Raw genomic sequence first — 21,557 nt, forward strand, 5'->3', positions numbered from 1 at the left:
TCACCATCGCCGACTCGGCCAACCCGGACACCGCCAGCTACCGGATGAGCATCGACAACCTCGCCGACTGGATCGCCACCCGCGGCTACACCGCCTGACGAACACCGGCGACAACCCAAGAACACCAAACGCCGAAGGGCCGACCCCCAACCCGGGGGTCGGCCCTTCGGCGTCTGCGCGTTTTCCGGCACCGGGAGCGGGAACCCGGCCGCCGGGAGGAACCGACCGACCGTACGCCGAGGGGAGTGGTCCGGTGGGGTACCAGAGCGTGGGTACGGTCGCCGCGGTGCGCCGTACGCCCGTGGCCGGCGCGCCGCTGTACTGCGACGCCCGGGAGTACGGTCTGCGGGGCGACGGCGTGACCAACGACCAGCCGGCGCTGGCCGCGCTGGTGGACCGCCTCGGCGAGGGCTACGCGGCCGACGGGCGGGCCCGGGTCATCTACTGCCCGCCGGGCATCTACTCGATCCGCGACGCCGGCACGGTCTGGCGCAGCGGGGTGTCGTTGATCGGCGCCGGGCCCGGGGCGACCCGCTTCCTGCTGAGCAACGAGGGGAACCGGGCCGACCCGACGCCCCTGGCGTTCTGGACCACCGTGCAGCACGGCGCGGACCGGGACCGGCACATCGCCGACTGCACCTTCGCCGACTTCGAGATCGACGGCTCGGGGGTGGCCCTGGCGCAGTACGACTACCTCGCCAAGGGGCTCGGCCTGCAGTACGTGGTGCGCGGTGTCTTCCGCAACCTCTACATCCACCACACCGGCGCGACCGGGCTCGGCTGCGACTTCCTCCAGGACAGCCTGATCGACGGGGTGGTGGTGGTCGGCTGCGGCCGGCTGGACAACGGCGAGGAGATGGGCGGCGCCGGCATCGGCGTGGGCATCGGCGGCTGGGGCCCGGTGGAGCGGCTCACCATCGCCAACTCCACCGCCCTCGGCAACGGCACCAACGGCATCTTCCTGGAGTTGCAGAAGGACTACTGGACGCCCCCGCGCGGCTACCGCATCGTCGGCTGTCACAGCGAGGCCAACCGGTTCGGCATCTCCGACTGGGGCGCGGACGGCCTGATCGTCTCGGCCTGCACCATCACCGGCAACCTGGAGGCCGGCTTCGACGTCTCGGCCAACGGCACGGCCGGGATCGCCGGTCGCGGTGGCCTGCTCACCGACTGCGTCGTCGACGGCAACATCGGCGACGGGGTGAGCATGGGCAACACCCCCGGCCCGTACACCGTCCGGGGCAACCGGATCAGCCGCAACGGCGGCCACGGCTACCGCGAACACGTGCTTGGCCACGGCTACCAGGGCCCGGCGCTGGACGTCGTGATCGACAGCAACGAGATCTGGGAGAACGGCTGCGACGGGATCCGGATCGACCGACCGATGACCGACCCGACGATCGTCGGCAACCGGATCCGCAACAACGGCCGGCGGTGCGCCCCGGCGACCTCCGGCGGTGGCGAGTCGGTGTGGTACGGCGCCCGGTCGATGACCGACCGCCGCGCCCACTGGGCGCCCGACGGGCATCGCGGCAAGGTGCTGCGGGTCGGGTCGCGGGCGGCGGTGGTGGCCGGCAACACCGACACCGAGCTTGCCCTGTCCGAGATCCGCCCGGACACCGTGACCGCGTGGAACGAGGACACCCCGGCGCCCGGCACCCGGTACGAGCTACCCGACGCCCCGCCGGTGCGGGCCGGGATCACCGTCAACGCCACAGTGGACTCGGCGATCGTGCGCGGCAACCGGATCTGGGACCGGCGGGAGGAGCAGACCCAGACGTACGGCGTGTGGATCACCGAGCGGGGCCGCTGCGTGGCCTGTCGGATCGAGGACAACGACTTCGCCGGCAACGCCGCCGGCCCGGTGCGCCGGGACACGCCGCTGGCCGGCGGCAGCTGGGACCGCAACCACGACGACACGCCCTGACCGCGCCCTGACCGCGCCGCGGCCGCGCCGCTCAGGCCGCGTCGTCGGCCGGCTTCGCCGCGCTGGCCTGCGCGTGCCGGTCCCGCAACCGGGCCCGGATCTCCTCCGGGGTGTACGCGCGCCGCCGCCGCTCCGCGCGGGCGATCACCACGCCGGACGCCGCCACCCCGGCCAGACCGGCGAGTCCGAGCACCTTCCACCACCGCAACCGTCGCCGCATCGGCCTAGGGTAGACGGCCATGAGGGTGCGAATCAGCGGTCCGGCCCGCGGTGGCGTGTCGCCGGCGGGCGACGGTGGAGCGCCGGCATGAGCGGGCGCCGGCGAGCGAATCGTCGGGGCGGTGCGACCGCGCCTCGTGGCGGCACGGAGCGAAGCGGAGTGCCGGCATGAGCGTGAGCCTGGACGAGGCGGTCGAGCTGACCCGCACCGGCGATCTGTGGGTGTTCCGTGGCCGCAGCGTGCCGGACCGGGCCATCCAGTTGACCACCAACAGCCCGGTCAACCACGTCGGCATGGCGGTGGTGCTGGACGACATGCCGCCGCTGATGTGGCACGCCGAGCTGGGCCGGTCGCTGCCGGACCTGTGGGCGGGCACCCACCAGCGTGGCGTGCAGCTGCACGACCTGCGGGACGCGGTCTGCGTCTGGGCGAACCGGTACGGCCAGCGGGCCTGGCTGCGCCAGCTCGACCCGCCCGCCGACGCCGGGATGGAGGACGCGGTGCTGCGGACCATCGCCCGTCTGGACGGCACGCCCTTCCCGTCCACCGCCCAACTGGCCTGGCGCTGGCTGCGCGGCCGGGTGCCGGCGGTCCGGCTGCCGGCACCCGGGCTCCGGGGCGGGGGCGGTGGCGGCACGCCCGTGCGCGACCGCGCGCTGGAGACGGCGTACTGCGCGGAGGTCGTCGCGGTGACCTACGAGGCGATGGGGCTGCTCCCCGCCGGGCGGCGGCCCAACTGGTACGACCCGGGCCGGTTCTGGAGCGGCGACGACCTCGGCCTGACCGGGGGCGCGCAACTCGGGGCCGAGATCGAGGTGCGGGTACCGGCGCGTTGAGGTTTGGCCGGCCGGTTGATCGGCAATTGTCAGCCGGGTGAGAGCCTCCACCGACCTGGACACGCTGACCGACTTCTTCGACCGGTACGGCGTGGCGCTGACCGCCGGCGACGTCCCCGCCATCGCCGGCTGCTACGCCCTGCCCGGGCTGGTGGTCGCCGACACGTACAGCTTCTCGTTCACCTCGCCGGCGGCGGTCGCACTGTCCTTCGTGGGCGCCGCGCCGGACTACCAGGAGCGGGAACTGGTCGCCGCACACGCCGCCATCGAGGACGTGCAGCCGGTCTCCGCCCTGCTGACCATGGTGGCGGTGGAGTGGGAGTTCCTGGACAGCAAGGGGCGCAGGGTGCCCGGCGAGCGGTACCGCTACCTGCTGCGGACCACCGACCAGGGCCCGGTCATCTGCACAGTGGTGCGGACCGCCTGACCCGCCGCCGGACGGACCGGGTGGGTAGCGGCTCAGGACTGCCCGGTGGGCACCCAGAAGCGCAGCTTGCCGGCGCGTTCGTCGGCGAGGACCCCGCCGTTGCGCTCGATCACCCGACGCGAGGCGACGTTGTCCACGTCGCAGGTGACCAGCGCCGGATCGATGGCGAGCCGGTGGGCCACCGGCAGCGCCGCGCGCAGCATGGCGGTGGCGTGCCCGCGACGGCGGGCGGTGGGCCGTACGTCGTAGCCGATGTGGCCGCCGACCTCCCGCAGTTGCGCGGTGAGCAGGTGCCGGACGGAGATCCGGCCGAGGTACTCGTCGCCGTCGACCCACCACAGCGTGGTGTCCGGGGCCCAGCCCGCCGGTCGCGGCGTGTCCGGCAGCGCCTGGGCGCGCAGGTCGGCCACGTACCGGGCGAACGCCTCCGGGCGGTGCCAGGTCGCCGCGTACCGGCGGATCTCGGCGCCGACCATGGTGAGGTCCCGCCGGTCGCCCCGGCCCTCGGCCTGGAACTCGGCCATCGCGGCCAGGAAACTGGCGTGTACCCGTTCGGTGGGCGGCGTCAGGGCGGGCATGTGCCGATCAGATCCGAACCGCCGCCGGTCGGCCAACCGTTTTCGGCGGCGTGCCGGCCGGTCGGTCGGATCGCGGACGGCTCCGTTCCGGCCGACCCGACCGCTGGCTACGCTGGCGAGTCGGCGCCGACGAGGGGGGAACGGATGTCTGTGCGGCCCGTCGGCGATCCGGAACGGCACGCCGCGCCGCGGGTGCTGGCGTCGGTGCCCTGGGTGATCGTCCTGCTCGGTGTCGCCCTGCTGGCCGCCATGCTCGTGGTCGCGCTGGTGGCGTTCCGCGCTCCCGAGCGCCGTCCGGCGGCCGCACCGCCGCCGGTGCAGCCGCTGGCTCTGCCGTCCCTACCCGTGCTGCCGGGATTGTCGGCGTCCCCGCTGTCGGCGGCGCCGACCCCGACGCCGGTCACGCCGTCGGCCGGGGTCACCTCGCGACCGCCGGTGCCGGCCAGCGACCGCTCGCCGCGAACCGCCGACCGGGCCGACGGCGCGGTGACCGCCAGCTACCGGGTGACCGAGAGCGGCCGGGACTCGTTCACCGCCCGGCTGGTGGTCGGCAACGGCACCGGCGACGCTCGTGAGTGGCGGGTGGAGCTGGTGTTCGGGGGCAACGTGAAGAGCATCGAGGTCTCCTCCGGGAGCGCCGGGGTGGCGGTGTCGGCCCGGGACGGCGGCAGGTTCGTGGTGCGCGGCACCGGAGCGCTGGGTGCCGGGCAGAGCCGGACGATCGGGCTGCGGTTCACCCGCCACGGCACCGGTGACCGCCCGGGAAGCTGCACGGTGAACGGCGCCGCCTGCGTCATCGGCTGAGCGGTCGGACCCGGTCGGTGAGGGGCCGGGCCGAGGTCACCCGCGCGCCATCGACCGTTACGCTTCCGACGACCGCTGGAGGGAAGAGATGTCCGGTTCGGGCCGAGCACCGCGCAAGTCGTACGGCACGACCGCCGTCGCCTCCTCGCCCTGGATCGTGGTGTCGATCGGCGTGGCCGTGATGGTGGTGCTGCTGGTCGTCGCGCTCGGGGCGTACCGGGGACGCAGCCCCGACTTCGACGCGCAGCCGGGTCCGCCGCCGCCCACGGTGGCCCTGCCCGAGTTGCCCCTGCCGCCGACCGGCTCCGCCTCGCCGACGCCGTCCCAGCGGGCGACGCGTACCCCGGCCGAGCGCAGCTCCAGCCCGTCCACCCGGCCCACGCCGAGTCGGAGCAGCCGCGCTCCCGCACCCACCACCGGCGGCGACGACGCGCCGCTGGCCGTGCCGCCGTCGCCGATGAGCGGCCGCTACCGGGTGGTGAACTCGTTCCACGACGGGTTCATCGGCGAGGTGTTGATCCGCAACTCCTCCACCACGGACCGGGACTGGACGGCCCGGCTGGCCTTCCCGGGCGGGCGGGTGGACAGCGCCTGGGTCGAAGGGGCTCCACAGGGGACGATGAGCCGCACCGGCGACGGCTTCAGCTACCGCAGCGGACGGGACCTGGCCGGCGGCGCCTCGGTGGCGCTGCGGTTCTACGTCGAGCGGGCGGACAGCCGGCCGGCGAGCTGCACGGTCGACGACGTCGCCTGCACCGGCCTCTAGTGCCGTATCAGCCAACGTTCGCCCTGTAGTGCCTCAGATCGTGGATGGCACATCTCTCGGCGATCGCGACGTCTGAAATCCGCCAGCATGCTCGCGGTCGGTCGGGCGAGAATCCGCTCATGATCGCTGAAGCGCAGGGAGTCCGCATCCGGCACCGCGGGCGTGAACCGCAAGTCCATCCCACCGCCTACGTCGCCCCGACGGCCACGCTGGTCGGTGATGTCCGCGTGGGGCCGAGGGCGCGGGTGATGTACGGTGCGGTGCTCGATGCCGAGGGGTCTCGCATCGAGGTCGGGGAGGCGGCGGTGATCTGCGAGAACGCGGTGTTGCGCGGGTCCGCGGTCGCCGGCGACCAGCCGGTGCTTGTCGGCGATCACGTCTTCGTGGGGCCGCATGCCACGCTGCTGGGTTGCGAGGTCGGCAGGTGCGTCTATGTGGCGACCGCGGCGACGGTCCTGCAGTGCGCACGGTTGGGGGCCGGCTCGGTTGTCGCTGTCGGCGCGCTCGTCCATGCCCGCACCGTTCTGCCGGACGAGTACTTCGTGCCGCCGTACACCGTGGCGCTTGACTCGCCGGTGCGGCTGCTGGCGCCTGGCGATCCGGGCCTGGCCGAGGCCGTCAGGCGGGTGGGCTTCGCGCAGGTGGCGTTCGGCGTGGACGCGGAGTGGACCGACCGGATCCGCCGGTACGAGCACATCGCGGAGGTGCGCGTCGCCGAGTTCGGCACGCACGCGGACGATGAGGTTCTGAATCTCGGCTAGCGCACCATCGCCGACGGCGAGGTCATACCCGAGGAGGGCGAGCCGGAGATGGTGTTCTGTCTGGACGAGTTCGGCCCGCTGAACCTGCAACCGCACCCGGGCCGGCAGTGGGCCGAACTCGGCGGCAGGCACGAAGACCCCGACCGTGGAGCACGCCGCAGGCGGCGGGCACCTACAACCGCCCACCCGGAGTGCGGCACCTGTTCGCCGCCTACGACCTGGCCAAGGACAAGCTCTACGGCCACCTCAAGAAGACCAAGAACCGATCGAAGTTCTGGAACTCCGCCGCTACCTGCGCACCCTCTACCCGCCGACAGTCCGCCTGGCGATCGTGTGTGACAACTCCGCCTGCGCCGGTCGTCGTCCTCCCGGCCCACCGCCATTCGGTCGCCAGCGGAACGGTGCGGTCAGGACGGGCCTTGCTCGGCCAGCACCGCCGTCACCGTCCCTATCCCGGGGAAGTCCGCCGTGACGGTGTCGCCCGGCGCGATCGTGATGGCCCTGGTGATGGAGCCGGACAGCACGATCTGGCCCGGCTCCAGCGACACCCCCTGCGCACCGACGGCGTTCGCCAGCCAGGCCAGAGCATTGATCGGGGTGCCCAGGACCGCGGCTCCCATACCGGTCTCCGTGACCGTGCCGTTCCTGAGCAGCGCGCAGTTCACGGATGGCAGGTCGACGTCGGCTGGATCGATCGGGGTGCTGCCAAGGACCACCGCCCCGGATGACGCGTTGTCGGCGATCGTGTCGACGATCGAGACTTTCCAGTCCCGGATTCGGGAGTCGACGATCTCGAGTGCCGGCAACAGGCAACGCACTGCTCTCCTGGCGTCGTCGACCGTCACTCCGGGCCCTCGGAGAGGGGCGCCGAGGACGAAGGCGATCTCCGGCTCGATCCGGGGTTGAAGGAAGGTGCCGGCGGGGATGGGCCGGTGCTGCGGGTGGAACATGCTCGCGGTCAGATGGCCGTAGTCCGGCTCGTGGACGCCCATCTGCCGCTGGATCGCCGCCGAGACCAAGCCGATCTTGTGGCCGCACACCCGGTCGCCGCCCTCGGTCCAGACGCGCACCTGCTCCTGCTGGATCTGGTAGGCGTCGTCGATCGTCGCGCCGGGGTAGGTCGTGCTCAGGGGCGGAATCGGTGTGCCGGACCGGTAGGCACCGAGCAACGCGGCGGCCGCCTCGCGGACCTCGGAAGACCTCACCTACGCCCTCCGTGCCCGGCTCGAAAGCTCCGCCGCGACATCGATGATCATGTCCTCCTGGCCGCCGATGACCTCGCGCCGCCCCAACTCGAGGAGGAGCTCGCGAATGGGCACGCCGTACTTGACCGCGGCGCGCTTCGCCGGGTGGAAGAAGGTGGAGTAGAGACCGGCGTAACCGAGCAGGAGTGCGGTCTCGTCGACGATCTGGGGCTCGGTCATCAGCGGTGCCATGACGCGTTCGGCGACCTCGATGAGCGCGAACACGTCGACCCCCGGGTCGTGACCGGCACGTTCCAGCGCTGCCGCGAGCACCTCCGTCTGGGCGTTGCCCGCGCTGGCCCCCAAACCTCGGAGTGACCCGTCGATGTAGGTCGCGCCGTTCTCGACCGCGGCGAGGGCGTTGCCGATGCCCACCCCCAGGTTGTTGTGGGCGTGGAACCCGATGTCGGCGCTGACCGCGTCGCGCAGCGCGGCGACGCGAGCCCCGGCGGACCCGGGCACGAGCGCCCCGGCGGAGTCGACCACGTAGATCACCTGCGCGCCGTAGGACTCCAGGGCGGCAGCCTGCTCGGCGAGTGCTGCGGGTTCGAGCTTGTGGCTCATCATCAGGAAGCTCATCACGCGCATACCTCGCTCGCGGGCGTGCCGGATCGGCTGCTCGGCGCAGTCGGCCTCGGTGCAGTGCGTGGCGACCCGCACCGTGGTCGCCCCCGCCTGGTGGACGGCGTCCAGGGCCGCGAGCGTCGAGATTCCCGGCACGTACAGCACGGCGATGTCGGCGGTGTCGACCGCGGCGACGGCGGCCTGTACGTACTCGACATCCGTCGCGGCGGCGATGCCGTACTGGATCGAGGAGGCGCCGATGCCGATGCCGTGGGCGACCTCGATGACCCGGACACGTGCCCGGTCGAGACCTCCCGCCACCGCGGCGACCTGTTCCGGCGTGAACTGGTGCGACACGCTACTCATGCCGTCGCGCAGGCTCGTGTCAACAAGAGTGATCATCGTGCGACCCCAAATCTCTTTTCCGCGATCCGCTCGGCGACGGCGACTGCGGCGGCGGTGATGATGTCGAGATTGCCGGCATAGGTGGGCAGGAAGTCGCCGGCGCCCTCCACCTGCACCATGACGGTGACGAGGTCGCCGTTGACCTCGACGAGCCGCAGCCGGTAACCCGGCACGTAGCGCCGGACCTTCTCCACCATGTCGCGCACGGCCTGCTCGATCCGGCCGGCGTCGCTGCGGCGAACCCTCGCGTACACGGTGTCGCGCATGACCATGGGCGGTTCGGCCGGATTGATCAGCGAGAACGCCTTGGCCTCGTCCACTCCCGCGACCGCGACCAGAGCCTGTCCGGTCTTCTCACTGAACTCGCTGAGATTCCACCGCGTGCCCGGCCCGGCGCTGGCGCTCGCGATGGTGGCGACTATCTCGCCGTACGAGGCGTCGGCGACCTGGTTGATCGCGTGTAGTAGGGGGATGGTGGCCTGTCCGGCGCAGCTGACCATGTTGACGTTCGGTGCCTGCAGATGATCGTCGAGGTTGACGGCGGGTACGACCCAGGGGCCGACCGACGCGGGTGTCAGGTCGATCGCGGTGATCCCCGCGGCCGCGTAGCGCGGCGCGGCTGCGGCATGTACCTTCGCCGAGGTCGCCTCGAAAACCAGCGGGGGCCGGTCCGGCCGGTCGAGCAGCCAGTCGATGCCCTCCGCGGACACCTCGACGCCGAGGTCCTTCGCCCGCCGCAGACCCTCGCTGCCAGGGGCAATGCCGATCATGAAGCGCGGATCGACGAGCTCGGACCGGCGTAGTTTGTAGAGCAGATCCGTACCGATGTTGCCTGAACCGACGATCGCCGCCGGCAGTTTTTCGGGCATACGGGCCTCCTTGTGATCGAGGGGTGTCGCCCCTCCCTTGGGGCGGGGCTCCGGAGATTCGCGGACTCAGCCGCGGGCCGGCCGGTGAAGCTCGACCAGGAGTTCCAGTTCGACGGGTGCGTTCAGCGGCAGCGACGTCACCCCGACCGCCGAGCGGGCATGCCGCCCGGCGTCGCCGAAAATTTCGCAGAGCAGGTCCGACGCCCCGTCGCCTACCTCTGGGTGCCGGGTGAAATCGGCCGTCGACGCGACGAATACCAGGGCTTTGACCACGCGGGCCACCGCCGTCAGGTCACCGGCCTCCGCCTTCAGCGCCGCCAGCGAGTTGAGCGCGCACTGGCGTGCGCACGCGTACCCGAGTTCTACGCTGACCGTGTCGCCGAGCCGGCCGGCCGCGATCAGCCGTCCCTCGCGCAGTGGCACCTGGCCCGACACGTAGACGTGGCCACCGCTGCGTACGGCTGGCACATAGGTCGCGACCGGTGGGACGACCTGCGGCAACGTCAGCCCCAGTGCGTTGAGGCGCCGTTCGGGGTGCGGCATGGCGGGATCCGGCTCGTAGCGTCCTGGGCTCATCGAGGGCCGCCGCGCCAGTCTGGCATTGGCCGCTCGCCCACGGCGACCTCATAGGCCGCCCGGGCCAGCAGCCGAGTCGAATCCAACGTCGGCAGGCAGGACACATCAGGCGTGATCAGCATCGGGATCTCGGTGCAGACAAGGGCGACCGCGTCGCAGCCCCGATCGGCCAGCCGTTCGATGACGCGCAGGTATTCCTGGCGCGAACCGTCGCTGATCACGCCGTTCACCAGTTCCGTGAAGATGACTTCGTTGACGAGGTCGCGGTCGTCCGCGTCGGGCAGCTCCGCGGCGATCCCGCGAGCGGCGAGCGCTCGCGGGTACAGCTCGCTGTCCATCGTGTATCGGGTGCCGAGCACGCCGACACGGGTGCGCCCCTCGGCGGCGGCCTGCTCCGCGACGACCTCGGCGATGTGCAGGCCCGACAGCGGAAGCTCAGCTCCCGGCACTTCCAGGGCCAGGTGTGCGGTGTTGTCCGGACAGACGAAGAAATCTGCGCCGGCTCGGGCGAGCCGGTGCGCGCTGGTGGCCAGGGTGTCCCGGACCGCAGCGTGATCTCCCGCGTCCCAGGCGGGCATGCTGTATCCGAAGGCGATGTAGTCCAGGGTGACGTCGGGATGCTCGTTGCGGCCGGTCCTGCGGAAACCCTCCTCACAGAAGGTGAGGAAGCACAGGGCGGCCCCTCCCGTGCTGTGGGCGAGAACTCCAAGGTGTTTCACGACGCCCTCCGGCGTTTCGGGGAATCGAGGTGGCTTCATTCTTTACCGACTGATCCCCGACGCCTACTCTGCAGCATGGATTGATATACGCACCATGCCTCGGAGGTATGGATGGAGCTACGTCTGCTGGGCTATGTGGCGGCGATCGCCGAGGAAGGATCCATCAGCGGGGCCGCGCGCCGGCTGCATCTGACCCAGCCGACTTTGAGTCGGCAGCTGGGTGAGCTGGAGCGACGCCTGGGGGCCGAACTGTTCGCCCGCACCGGCCGCGGACTCGTTCCCACCGCGGCCGGCGAAGCGCTGCTTCGGCGGGCGGTGCGCATGCTGGCCGACGCCGAAGCCGCTCTGGACGACGTAAGGCTGGCTGCCGCGGGTAAGACTGGCCGCTTGACGGTGGGGTTCGCCGGATCAGGCATCAACGGCGTGCTGGGGGACGCCCTCGGACGACTACGAGTGGAACTCCCGGACGTCGACCTGTGCCTGGTGGAGCTGTTCGACGACGCCGAGATGTCGGCCGGCATCCTGGGCGGCAGCCTCGACGTGACGGTGCAGCGACTGCCGGCCCGCGACGCCCGTCTGGCCACCCGCGTCTGGGCGCGCGAGCCGCTGGCCCTCTTCCTGCCGGCCGGGCACCCTCTCGCCAGGACCCCCGAGCCGGCGCCGGTGTCCGTACTCGATGAGATTCCCTTGGTGCTGTGGCCGCGGGAGTCCGCGCCCCATGCGCACGACGAGATCATCTCGTTGTGCCACCACGCCGGGATCGTGCCGCGCGTCGCCGCACGGGGCCGGACCGTGCAGACGATCCTCGCGCTGGTCGCAGCCGGCTTCGGCGCGGCCGTGATGGCCGACTCCTATCGCGTGCTGCATCGGGAGGGCGTGACGCCTCGACCCCTCGCGGGCACCGCCACCACCTTGCACCTGGTCTGGCGAGCCGAGGACACCAGCCCGCTCCTCACACGTTTCATCACCGCCCTGAACGCCGTCGATGGTCGGCACCGCGCCGCAGATCCGATATTTCCGCGCAACTGAACCGCCCCGTCAGGACCGGGCAACCGGGCCGAAAGGGCCGCCGGGTCGTGGGCGTCGAGCCCGGCGAGTCCCTGTTGGAGCCGTTGTCAGGCCTAGCCAAGTGGGCCATCGAACATCAACCACCAATCGCGGCGAGCGGACGCGCCACAACCTCCTGCCCCGCAACATCCAGTCACTGCCAGCGAACCGTCGACGGCCCGGCGCGGGACAGCACCGGGCCGTCCTTCTTGCAAGCGAACTGCTTTGTTGCGACTTGGTTTGCAAGGTATTGCAGAATGTTTCGGCAAGGGCTAGCGTGCGGGCCAATCAGCGACCAGAGGAAGGCCGTCGATGAAACCCCCGCCGATACCGCGCAAGGCCCTGCTCGCCCTCGTCTGCATGCTCGCCGTCGCCCTCGTCGCGGTACCGGTCGCGGTACGCCAGTTCGACGGCGCCGCCACCGGCCAGGCGGGCACCGACCCGCTCGCGGCCGCCGGCGCGGTGCAGTGGCGCGCCGAGCCCTCCGCCGAGGCACTGCTCCGCGCGGGCACCGACGACGCCCGGGCCGAACAGTTCTACTTCGTCCTGCCGGACCGGTTCGCCAACGGCGACCGGCGCAACGACCGGGGCGGGCTGGCCGGAGACCGGCTCAGCACCGGCCTCGACCCCGCCGACAAGGGCTTCTACCACGGCGGTGACCTCAAGGGCGTGATGGACCGGCTCGACTACATCCAGGGGCTCGGGACGACGGCCATCTGGCTCGCCCCGATCTTCAAGAACCGGCCGGTGCAGGCCCGGGGCGACGACGTCTCCGCCGGGTACCACGGATACTGGATCACCGACTTCACCCAGGTCGACCCGCACTTCGGCACCAACGAGGACCTCAAGCGGCTGGTCCGGCTCGCCCACCAGCGCGGCATCAAGGTCTACCTGGACGTCATCGTCAACCACACCGCCGACGTCATCCGGTACGGCGAGTCCGCTCCCTACGTGGACAAGGCGAGCGCGCCGTACCGGGACGCGCAGGGGCGCGCGTTCGAGGACCGCAACTACGCCGACGGCAGCCGCGACTTCCCGGCGGTGAACGCGCGTTCCTTCCCGTACCCGCCGACGTTCGACACCCCGGCCGACGCGAAGGTCAAGGTGCCGGCGTGGCTGAACGACCCGACGATGTACCACAACCGGGGCGACTCCACCTTCGCCGGCGAGAACAGCGAGTACGGCGACTTCTTCGGCCTCGACGACCTGTGGACCGAGCGCCCCGAGGTGGTGCGCGGCCTCACCGAGGTCTACTCGGACTGGGTGGTGGAGACCGGCGTCGACGGCTTCCGGCTGGACACCGTCAAGCACGCCAACCTGGAGTTCTGGCCGCAGTTCAGCCAGGGCGTCGAGCGGGCCGCCGCGCGCGCCGGCAAGCCGGACTTCTTCATGTTCGGCGAGGTCTACAGCGCCGACCCGGAGATCACCTCGACGTACGTGCGGCGCGGCGGGCTGCCGGCCACCCTCGACTTCGCCTTCCAGGAGGCGGCCCGCGGCTACACCGCCGGCGACGGCTCGGCCAGGGCGCTGGCCGACGTGTACGCCCGCGACGACCTCTACAACTCCCGGGACACCGACGCCGGCCGGCTGACCACCTTCCTCGGCAACCACGACATGGGCCGGATCGGCGGGTTCATCGCCGGCGGTGGCACCGACCCGGCCAGCCACCTGCGCCGCGACCGGCTCGCCCACGAGCTGATGTTCCTCACCCGGGGCCAGCCGGTGGTCTACTCCGGCGACGAGCAGGGCTTCACCGGCCCGGGCGGCGACAAGGACGCCCGGCAGGACATGTTCGCCTCCCGTACCCCCGACTACCTCGACGACGACCTGCTCGGCACCGACCGCACCCACGCGGTCGACCAGTACGACCCGGCGCACCCGCTCTACCGGGCCATCGCCGAGCTGGGCCGGCTGCGCCAGGCGCATCCGGCGCTGCGCGACGGCGTCCAGGTCACCCGGTACGCCGCCGACGGGCCGGGCGTCTTCGCCTTCTCCCGGATCGACCCGAAGCAGCGCACCGAGTACGTGGTGGCGGTGAACAACGCGGCCACCGCGCAGACTGTCACCGTGGACACCTGGTCGGCCGGTGCCACCTTCACCGGCGTCTACGGCGGCTCGGCCGCCCCGGTCGCCGCCGCCGACGGCCGGCTCACCCTGACCGTGCCACCGCTGTCGGCCGTGGTGCACCGCGCCGGCACGCCGATCGCGCTGCCCGACGCCACGCCGTCGGTCACCATCACCAGCCCCGCCCCCGACCAGCCGGTCGCCACGAAGGCAGCGATCACCGCGCAGGTCACCGGGGATCCGCTGGCCACCGTCACGGTCGCCGCCCGGGTCGCCGGCGGCCGGTGGACCCTGCTCGGCAGCGCCGACCGGGCGCCCTACACGGTGCACCACGACCTGACCGGGCTGGCCGGCGGCACGACCGTGGAGTACAAGGCGGTGGTGCGCGACGGCAAGGGGCGCACCGCGACCGCCCGCTCCACCGCCACCGTGGGCACCCCGGGGCAGGCGTCCTCGCGGGACTGGGTGGTGGTGCACTACCAGCGCCCGGCGGGCGACTACGCGGACTGGAGCCTGTACGCCTGGGGCGACATCGATCCCGGGTACGTCACCGAGTGGCCCACCGGGCAGCCGTTCGCGGGCACCGACTCGTACGGCCGGTTCGCCTGGGTGAAGCTCAAGCCGGGGGCGAGGTCGGTCGGCTTCCTGGTGGTCGACAAGTTCGGGAACAAGGACGTCGAGCAGGACCGCACCATCGACGTGACACAGACCGGCGAGGTCTGGGTCGAGCAGGGCGACCCGACCGTCCACCCGAGCCGGGAGGCGGCCACCGGCGAGCCGGACCCGCCGGTCGCCGACGGCACAGCGGTCATCCACTACCGCCGGGCCGACGGCAACTACGACGGCTGGGGCCTGCACCTCTGGGACGGCGCGGCCAACCCGACCGACTGGGCCACCCCGATGCCGCCGACCAGCGTCGACTCGTTCGGCGCGGTGTTCCGGGTGCCGCTGGCGCCCGGCGCCACCGGGCTGAGCTACATCCTGCACTCCGGAGACGAGAAGGACCTGCCGGAGGACCAGCGACTCGACTTCGCCGACGCCGGGCGGGAGGTCTGGCTGCTCGCCGGCGTCCGGGGCCGGTTGGTGCCGTCGACCGCCACCGGCACCGGCCGGGACACCGACATCACCAAGCAGCGGGCGCACTGGATCGACCGGTCCACCGTCGCCTGGCAGACCGGGCCCACCGACGGCAGGACGTACGCCCTGGTGGCGGCGCCGGCCGGCGGGGTGAGCGTGGTCGACGGCGAGCTGGCCGGGACGTACACCTCGCTGCCGCTGCGGGCACAGCGCAACGGGCTCACCGAGGCCCAGCGCGCGGCCTTCCCCCACCTCTGGGCGTACCAGAGCTTCACCCTGGACCGGCGGGACCTGGCCAAGGTGCCGGCGGCACTGCGCGGCCAACTGCTGGTGACCGAGCGGGACGCCGAGGGCGAGCTGCTGGCCGCCACCGGCGTGCAGATCCCCGGGGTGCTCGACGACGTCTACGCCCGGGCCACCGACGCCCGGCTCGGCCCCACCTTCTCCGGCGGGGTGCCGACGCTGTCGGTCTGGGCGCCCACCGCCCGCACCGTCTCGTTGCAGCTCTTCGGCTCGCCCACCGGCGAGCCCACGTCGGTGGCGATGAGCCGGGACGACCGCACCGGCGTCTGGTCGGTGCGCGGCGCGCGCGCCTGGGCCGGGAAGTACTACCGCTACCAGGTCGAGGCGTGGCAGCCGGCGGCCCAGCGGGTGGTCACCGCCGCGGTGACCGACCCGTACTCGCTGGCCCTCGCGCCGAACTCCACGCACAGCCAGCTCGTCGACCTCACCGACCCGAAGCTCGCCCCGCCCGGCTGGGCGAAGCTGCGCAAGCCGGCGGCGGTGCCGTCGACCCGGGCGCAGGTCTCCGAGCTGTCGGTGCGGGACTTCTCCATCGCCGACAGCACCCTGCCGGCGGAGCGGCGCGGCACCTACCTGGCGTTCACCGACCCCGGCACCGCCGGCATGACGCACCTCAGGTCGCTCGGCGAGGCCGGGGTGACCCACCTGCACCTGCTGCCCGCGTTCGACTTCGCCACCATCCCCGAGCGGCGGGCCGAGCAGCGGCAGCCGGCCTGTGACCTGGCCGCGCTGCCGCCGGACTCGGACGAGCAGCAGAAGTGCGTGGCGGCCGTCGCCGACACCGACGGCTACAACTGGGGGTACGACCCCCTGCACTACACGGTGCCCGAGGGCGGCTACGCGGTCGACCCGGGCGGGGCGCGGCGGACCACCGAGTTCCGGCAGATGGTCGCCGGCATCAACGGCGCCGGCCTGCGGGTGGTGATGGACGTGGTCTACAACCACACCTCGGCCGCCGGCACCGACCCGAAGTCGGTGCTCGACCAGGTGGTGCCCGGCTACTACCACCGGCTGCTGGAGGACGGCACGGTGGCGAACTCGACCTGCTGCGCCAACACCGCGCCGGAGCACGCGATGATGGGCAAGCTGGTGGTGGACTCCCTGGTCACCTGGGCCCGGGCGTACAAGGTGGACGGGTTCCGGTTCGACCTGATGGGTCACCACCCGAAGGCGAACATCCTGGCCGTACGGGCGGCGCTGGACAGGCTGACCCTGGCCCGCGACGGCGTGGACGGCAAGTCGATCCTGCTCTACGGCGAGGGCTGGAACTTCGGCGAGGTGGCGAACGACGCCCGCTTCGTGCAGGCCACCCAGGCGAACATGGCCGGCACCGGGATCGGCACCTTCAACGACCGGCTCCGCGACGCGGTGCGCGGCGGCGGGCCGTTCGACGCCAACCCGCGCCAGCAGGGCTTCGCCTCCGGCCTGTTCACCGACCCCAACGGCGACCCGGTGAACGGCTCGGCGGCCGACCAGCGGGCCCGGCTGCTGCACCAGCACGACCTGATCAAGGTGGGGCTGACCGGCAACCTGGCCGGCTACCGGTTCACCAACTCCGCCGGCGACCGGGTCACCGGCGCCCAGGTCGACTACAACGGCTCGCCCGCCGGCTACACCGCCGCGCCGGGGGAGGCGGTCACCTACGTCGACGCGCACGACAACGAGATCCTGTACGACGCGCTGGCGTACAAGATGCCACAGGACACCTCGGCGGCGGACCGGTCCCGGATGCAGGTGCTGGCGTTGAGCACCGTGGTGATGGGGCAGGGGACCGGCTTCGTCACCACCGGCACCGAGCGGCTGCGCTCGAAGTCGCTGGACCGCAACTCGTACAACTCGGGGGACTGGTTCAACCAGATCCGGTGGGACTGCGCCCGGGGCAACGGGTTCGGCGCCGGCCTGCCGCCCGCGCAGGACAACCAGGACAAGTGGTCGTACGCCCGGCCGCTGCTGGCCGACCCGGCGCTGATCCCGGACTGCGCGGCGATCGACACCACCGCCGCCCGGTACGCCGAACTGCTGCGGATCCGGGCCTCCTCGCCGGTGTTCGGGCTGGCCACCGCCGAGCAGGTGCAGCGGCGGGTGGCGTTCCCGCTGTCCGGCGCGGGGGAGACCCCGGGCGTGCTGACCATGACGCTGGACGGCCGGGGCCTGGATCCGCGGTGGCGGTCGGTGACGGTGGTCTTCAACGCCACCCCGGAGACGGCGGCCCAGCGGGTGACCGGGCTGCGCGGCGCGGACGTGGCGCTGCACCCGGTGCTGCGCACCTCGGCCGACGAGGCGGTGCGGACGGCGTCGTTCGACCCCGGCACCGGCACGTTCACCGTGCCGGCCCGCAGCGTGGCGGTCTTCGTGCAGCGCTGACCCGTCGCGGGCCGCGCGGACCGACCGCGGCGACGACGAGGACCGGCCCCCTTCCGCGCCAGCGGAAGGGGGCCGGTCCGGGTGACGGCACCCGATCGATCAGCCGAAGCAGTTCTCGATCTTGTCGAAGCTGCCCTTGCAGTTGGTCGGGTCGTTGCCCTTGATCGCGGACTTGTCGTCCACGTTCACCTTGCCGCCGATGCTGAACACGCCGCCCGGCTCGAAGGTGGACCGGTTGTGCGACACCTTGGTGTCGTACAGGTCGACCTTGCCCAGGACGTTGAAGATCCCGCCGCCGGCGATGCCCGCGAAGTTGCCGGAGATCTCGCTGTCCCGGAAGGTCACCGCGGAGGCGAAGACGAACACCCCGCCGCCGAAGAGCCCGGCCTTGTTGTCCTTGATCTCGCTCTTCTCGACGTTGGCGATGGCGCGGAAGGCCAGGGCCATGCCGCCGCCGACACCGAACGTGTTGTTGTTGCTGATCTTGACTTCCTTCAGGTCGAGGTTGCTGTCCCCGGCCGCCGCGACGCCGCCACCGGCGAGCACCGCGAGGTTCTCGGAGATCTTCGACTTCTTGACGGTGGTGTCGCCCTCGATGTCGAGCAGGCCGCCGCCGAAGCCGAGCACCTCGTTGCTGCTGATGTCGGTCTTCTCGACCCAGACCGTGCCACCGGAGATGTCGTCCCGGAAGATGAAGGCCGCGCCGTTGGCGATACCGCCACCGCCGATGACGGCGGCGTTGTCCTTCACGTTGGACTCCGAGACCTTCAGCACGCCGGCGTTGAAGATGCCGCCGCCGTAGAAGAACGCGGTGTTGTCCGAGACCGAGGTGTGGTGGAGGCTGGTCTTGCCGAAGTTGGCGATACCGCCGCCGACCCCACCGGCCTGGTTGCGCTCGATGTGGGTCTTCTCGAACTCGGCGCTGCCGCCCTCCTGCACCAGGACGCCGGCACCGTCGTGGACGTTGCCGTCCTTGAGGACCGCCACCTCGGCCTTGCCGGCCTGCGCGGCCTTCAGTGCCGCGCCCTTCGGGTTGGCCTGGAGCAGCGGCAGGTACGGCTGGTTGGCCTGGGCGGCCTTGCCGGCCTCGACCGAGTTCGAGTACCGGGACCAGACCGCCTCGGGCGTGTCACCCAGGCGCTCGTTGTCGATGGTCTTGCCGCCCTTGATCGTCAGGTCCTTGACCTTCAGGTGACCACCCCGGCCGACGTTGAGGATCCGGAAGTGGTCGGCCGTGGCGTCCCGCTCGATCTTGGTGTCGTGACCCTTGAGCGTGATGTGCTCCTTGATCACGGGCAGACCGTTGCCGTACTTGTCGGAGCGGGTCAGCTTGTAGGTGCAGTCCTTCGCGAGCTCCAGTACGCCGCCGTGGTTGTTGTTGGCGTAGATGATCGCCTGGATCAGCTTGTCGGAGTCGCAGGGCACCTCCTTCCCGCGGTCCTTGTCCTTGTCCTTGTGGTCGCGGTCCTTGTCGGACCGGTCCCACTCCTTGTCCTTGTCCTTGTCCTTGTGGTCGCGGTTCTCCTCGGCGGCACCCCGGTCGCTGTCCTTGCTGACCTGGGCGGTGGACCACTTCAGGGCGTCCGCGCCCACTGCGCCGGCACCGGTGGCGATGCCGACCGCGGCGATGCTGACTACGCCGGTGAGCCCGGCGACGCCGCTGGCGAGCCAGAGCCTGCGGCGCCCCTTGGACGCCGCGCCCTGCCCCGAGGCGCTGTTCTTAGCTGGGTAGTTGGACATCGGAGCTCTCTGCCCTCTCTTCGTACCAGACAGGGTCGCCACGCCTCAGCGAGCGTCCCCTGCTACAAATCGGTTGTAGCTCCCAGAAGCACCGTATGAGAATCTTCCTCGCCTCGTGGCCATATCCGAAATAAGCCCGCATTTAGCGCGGCTCCCCCTAGTCCGGGCTGGACGGCGTGCTGGGGCACCATCGGCCCACAGGGCGACCGGGGAGGCGGTTAGCGCCCCGAGCCGCCCCAGACCGCCCCGATCGGCGCGCAACGGCCGGCCGGGGACGAGGGCGTACGGCGAGGGCTCCTCCGCACCGCCGTGGTGGCGCGGAGGAGCCCCCTTCTCTATGTGGTGTCGCACTCGGGTGGATCAGCCGAAGCAGTTGTCCGGGATGACCGGGCTGCCCTGGCAGTTGGTGGGCCGGTTGTCCTTGACCGCCGACTTGTCGTCGATATCCACGCGGTCGTTGTTGGTCCAGATGCCGCCCGGCGGTTGGGTGGCCACGTTGTGGGTCACCTTGGTCCGGATCAGCGTGGTCCTGCCGAAATCGTTGACGATGCCACCGCCCACCGAGAACAGGCCGACCGCACGGTTCGCCACCACCTCGGTGTCGCGCAGGGTGGTGCTGCCCAGGTCGTCGGTGTAGACGCCCCCGCCGCCGAACCCTTCGGCGACGTTCTCCTTGATCACGCTCTGCTCGATCACCGCGTGGGCATGCCGGCCGACGCCGACGCCACCACCTTCACCCGCGGTGTGGTTGTTGGCCACCAGGACGTGCTCCAGGCTCAGCTTCGTGTCGCGGAAGGCGATCACGCCGCCGACGTCCCTGGTGCCGGTGTTGTCGGTGATGCGGCTCTGGGTGATCGTCGTGTCGCCGCCGTTGTCGAAGACGCCGCCACCGAGGCCGGCGGTCCGGTTGTGGCTGATGGTGCCCTTCCACACCCAGACGGTGCCGCCCGTGGCCCGGAAGCCGTTCGGCGCGGTGCCGTTGGCGATCCCGCCGCCACCCTCGCCGGCCGTGTTGTTGTCGACCTTCGACTCCTCGACCCGCAGCAAGCCGGCGTTGAAGAGGCCGCCGCCGAACAGCCCGGCGGTGTTGTGCTCGACCGAACTCTTGCGGACGTTCGTGGTGCCGTAGTTGGCGATGCCGCCGCCGTTCCCACCGGCCTGGTTCTGCACGAACACACTGTGCTCGATGTCGGCCTGGCCGCCGCGCTGCACCAGGAGGCCCGCCCCGTCCGCGGCGTCGAGTGGCGGCTGGGTGGGGGCGAGGTCGGGCGCGGGTGTCGGGGTGCGGTCGGGCGACGCCAGCGCCGGCCCGCCGCCGGGTCCAGGGCTCGGTGTGACGGACACCTGGGGTGCGGCCGTGACCGCCGGCCGGGGCGCGACCATGGCCGGCCGGGCGGCCGGCGCCGGTGCGACCTGCGTCGAGCCGCCGAACTCCGCCGCCGACATCGGCTGCGGCACCATCTTCCGGGCCTCGGTCTGCCCGCCCTTGATCGTCACGTCCTTCAGCGTCAGATGACCGCCCCGGCCCACGTTCAGGATCCGGAACCGGTCGACCGCCGCCGCCCGGACGATCTTCGTGTCGTGGCCCCTGAGGACGATCTTCTCCTTGATCACCGGCAGGCCGTTGCCGCGCTCGCTGCGGGTCAGCTCGTACGTGCAGCCCTTGGCGAGTTCCAGCACGCCGCCGTGGTTCTCGTTGGCGTGGACGATCGCCTGGATCAGCTTGTCGGTGTGGCACGGCACGTCCTTCGCCTTGCCCCTGTCGTCCCGGCGGTCCTCCTGGCCGCTCCAGTTGGCACCGGACCAGTCGTCCTCGCCCTTGCCGGTCTCGCGCTTGCCGGCCTCGCTCTCACCCTTCCCGTCACCGGCGCCGTCGGCCTTGCCGGCGTCGCTGACGTTCTGCCGCGCGTCGGAGCGCGCGTCCGGCCGGTCGGAGCCGCCGGAGGAGTCGTCACGGGCGGCGATGCCACCCAGGGCGGCCAGACCGACGATGCCGGTCAGCCCGGCCACGCCGGCGGCGACCCAGAGTTTCCGCCGCCCCCGGTTCGGCGGGCCGGTGAGGGCCGTGCCGTCAGGAGTCGTCTCATCAGTGGACATCAGAGCCTTCCGCCCTTTCCGCTACCAGACGGGGTCGTACCAGTCGAAGACCCGCGACCAGCCACAAATCGCCTGCGGCCTCTGTTCGCCACCGTATGAGAGGTTTCCTCGTGATGAGGACGTATCCGAGAAAAGCCCGCATTCGACGCAGGCGGGCGGGGTTGCCACC

At 71.7% G+C, this 21,557-nt stretch carries 17 protein-coding genes and 1 pseudogene; 9 read left to right on the top strand and 9 right to left on the bottom strand.

Going from position 1 to position 21,557, the window contains the following annotated elements:
- Positions 1-98, top strand: a pseudogene (locus SM577_RS16305) (C39 family peptidase); the annotation flags it as partial.
- Between the two features lie 188 nt (positions 99-286).
- Complete coding sequence (locus tag SM577_RS16310) at positions 287-1,927, top strand: right-handed parallel beta-helix repeat-containing protein (protein ID WP_474587258.1); 1,641 nt, start codon at positions 287-289, stop codon at positions 1,925-1,927.
- 31 nt (positions 1,928-1,958) lie between these two features.
- Here SM577_RS16310 and SM577_RS16315 read toward each other — a convergent pair whose 3' ends face one another.
- Positions 1,959-2,147 (bottom strand): hypothetical protein, encoded by a 189-nt coding sequence (locus SM577_RS16315; RefSeq protein ID WP_088992938.1) that lies wholly within the window; start codon positions 2,145-2,147, stop codon positions 1,959-1,961.
- A gap of 167 nt (positions 2,148-2,314) precedes the next feature.
- On the opposite strand from SM577_RS16315, the gene SM577_RS16320 reads away from it, so the two are divergent.
- Together SM577_RS16320 and SM577_RS16325 are read left to right on the top strand one after the other, a co-directional pair.
- Complete coding sequence (locus tag SM577_RS16320; RefSeq protein WP_474587259.1) at positions 2,315-2,983, top strand: hypothetical protein; 669 nt, start codon at positions 2,315-2,317, stop codon at positions 2,981-2,983.
- A gap of 37 nt (positions 2,984-3,020) precedes the next feature.
- Positions 3,021-3,410, top strand: coding sequence for a hypothetical protein (locus SM577_RS16325; RefSeq protein ID WP_474582388.1), 390 nt, complete (start codon positions 3,021-3,023; stop codon positions 3,408-3,410).
- Between the two features lie 32 nt (positions 3,411-3,442).
- Here the strand turns inward: SM577_RS16325 and SM577_RS16330 are convergent, their stop codons facing one another.
- Entirely contained in the window at positions 3,443-3,988 is a 546-nt protein-coding gene (locus SM577_RS16330) for a GNAT family N-acetyltransferase (RefSeq protein WP_302920376.1), read from the bottom strand.
- A gap of 144 nt (positions 3,989-4,132) precedes the next feature.
- Between SM577_RS16330 and SM577_RS16335 the strand changes: the two genes are divergently transcribed.
- From SM577_RS16335 to SM577_RS16345, 3 genes are all read left to right on the top strand, one after another.
- Positions 4,133-4,792, top strand: coding sequence for a cellulose binding domain-containing protein (locus SM577_RS16335; RefSeq protein ID WP_474587260.1), 660 nt, complete (start codon positions 4,133-4,135; stop codon positions 4,790-4,792).
- Between the two features lie 88 nt (positions 4,793-4,880).
- Entirely contained in the window at positions 4,881-5,558 is a 678-nt protein-coding gene (locus SM577_RS16340; protein ID WP_302920374.1) for a cellulose binding domain-containing protein, read from the top strand.
- 119 nt (positions 5,559-5,677) lie between these two features.
- On the top strand, positions 5,678-6,319 hold the full coding sequence (locus SM577_RS16345; protein WP_474582387.1) for a gamma carbonic anhydrase family protein: 642 nt from the start codon (positions 5,678-5,680) through the stop codon (positions 6,317-6,319).
- Between the two features lie 407 nt (positions 6,320-6,726).
- Here SM577_RS16345 and SM577_RS16350 read toward each other — a convergent pair whose 3' ends face one another.
- From SM577_RS16350 to SM577_RS16370, 5 genes are all read right to left on the bottom strand, one after another.
- Positions 6,727-7,524, bottom strand: a complete 798-nt coding sequence (locus SM577_RS16350) for a 2-keto-4-pentenoate hydratase (protein ID WP_474587261.1) — start codon at positions 7,522-7,524, stop codon at positions 6,727-6,729.
- The gene (dmpG, locus tag SM577_RS16355) at positions 7,525-8,529 is read right to left on the bottom strand and encodes a 4-hydroxy-2-oxovalerate aldolase (protein WP_302920371.1); all 1,005 of its coding nucleotides are present in this window, start codon (positions 8,527-8,529) and stop codon (positions 7,525-7,527) included.
- Complete coding sequence (locus SM577_RS16360; protein ID WP_302920370.1) at positions 8,526-9,401, bottom strand: acetaldehyde dehydrogenase (acetylating); 876 nt, start codon at positions 9,399-9,401, stop codon at positions 8,526-8,528. Before SM577_RS16360 ends, dmpG begins: the two co-directional genes overlap by 4 nt.
- Before the next feature lie 66 nt (positions 9,402-9,467).
- The gene (locus SM577_RS16365) at positions 9,468-9,944 is read right to left on the bottom strand and encodes a RidA family protein (RefSeq protein ID WP_474582385.1); all 477 of its coding nucleotides are present in this window, start codon (positions 9,942-9,944) and stop codon (positions 9,468-9,470) included.
- Positions 9,945-9,973: 29 nt separating this feature from the next.
- Complete coding sequence (locus tag SM577_RS16370; RefSeq protein WP_474587262.1) at positions 9,974-10,696, bottom strand: aspartate/glutamate racemase family protein; 723 nt, start codon at positions 10,694-10,696, stop codon at positions 9,974-9,976.
- 111 nt (positions 10,697-10,807) lie between these two features.
- Between SM577_RS16370 and SM577_RS16375 the strand changes: the two genes are divergently transcribed.
- Together SM577_RS16375 and pulA are read left to right on the top strand one after the other, a co-directional pair.
- The gene (locus SM577_RS16375; protein WP_474587263.1) at positions 10,808-11,725 is read left to right on the top strand and encodes a LysR family transcriptional regulator; all 918 of its coding nucleotides are present in this window, start codon (positions 10,808-10,810) and stop codon (positions 11,723-11,725) included.
- Positions 11,726-12,055: 330 nt separating this feature from the next.
- The gene (gene pulA / locus SM577_RS16380) at positions 12,056-17,551 is read left to right on the top strand and encodes a pullulanase-type alpha-1,6-glucosidase (protein ID WP_474587264.1); all 5,496 of its coding nucleotides are present in this window, start codon (positions 12,056-12,058) and stop codon (positions 17,549-17,551) included.
- 99 nt (positions 17,552-17,650) lie between these two features.
- Here pulA and SM577_RS16385 read toward each other — a convergent pair whose 3' ends face one another.
- Both SM577_RS16385 and SM577_RS16390 read right to left on the bottom strand, forming a co-directional pair.
- Positions 17,651-19,291 carry a right-handed parallel beta-helix repeat-containing protein gene (locus SM577_RS16385; protein ID WP_474587265.1) on the bottom strand — a complete coding sequence of 547 codons (1,641 nt, stop codon included), beginning with the start codon at positions 19,289-19,291 and terminating at the stop codon, positions 17,651-17,653.
- A gap of 360 nt (positions 19,292-19,651) precedes the next feature.
- A complete protein-coding gene (locus SM577_RS16390) occupies positions 19,652-21,388 on the bottom strand; it encodes a right-handed parallel beta-helix repeat-containing protein (RefSeq protein WP_474587266.1) in 1,737 nt (578 codons plus the stop codon).
- Positions 21,389-21,557 lie beyond the last annotated feature (169 nt).

The sequence above is a fragment of the Micromonospora desertarenae genome (assembly GCF_056150265.1).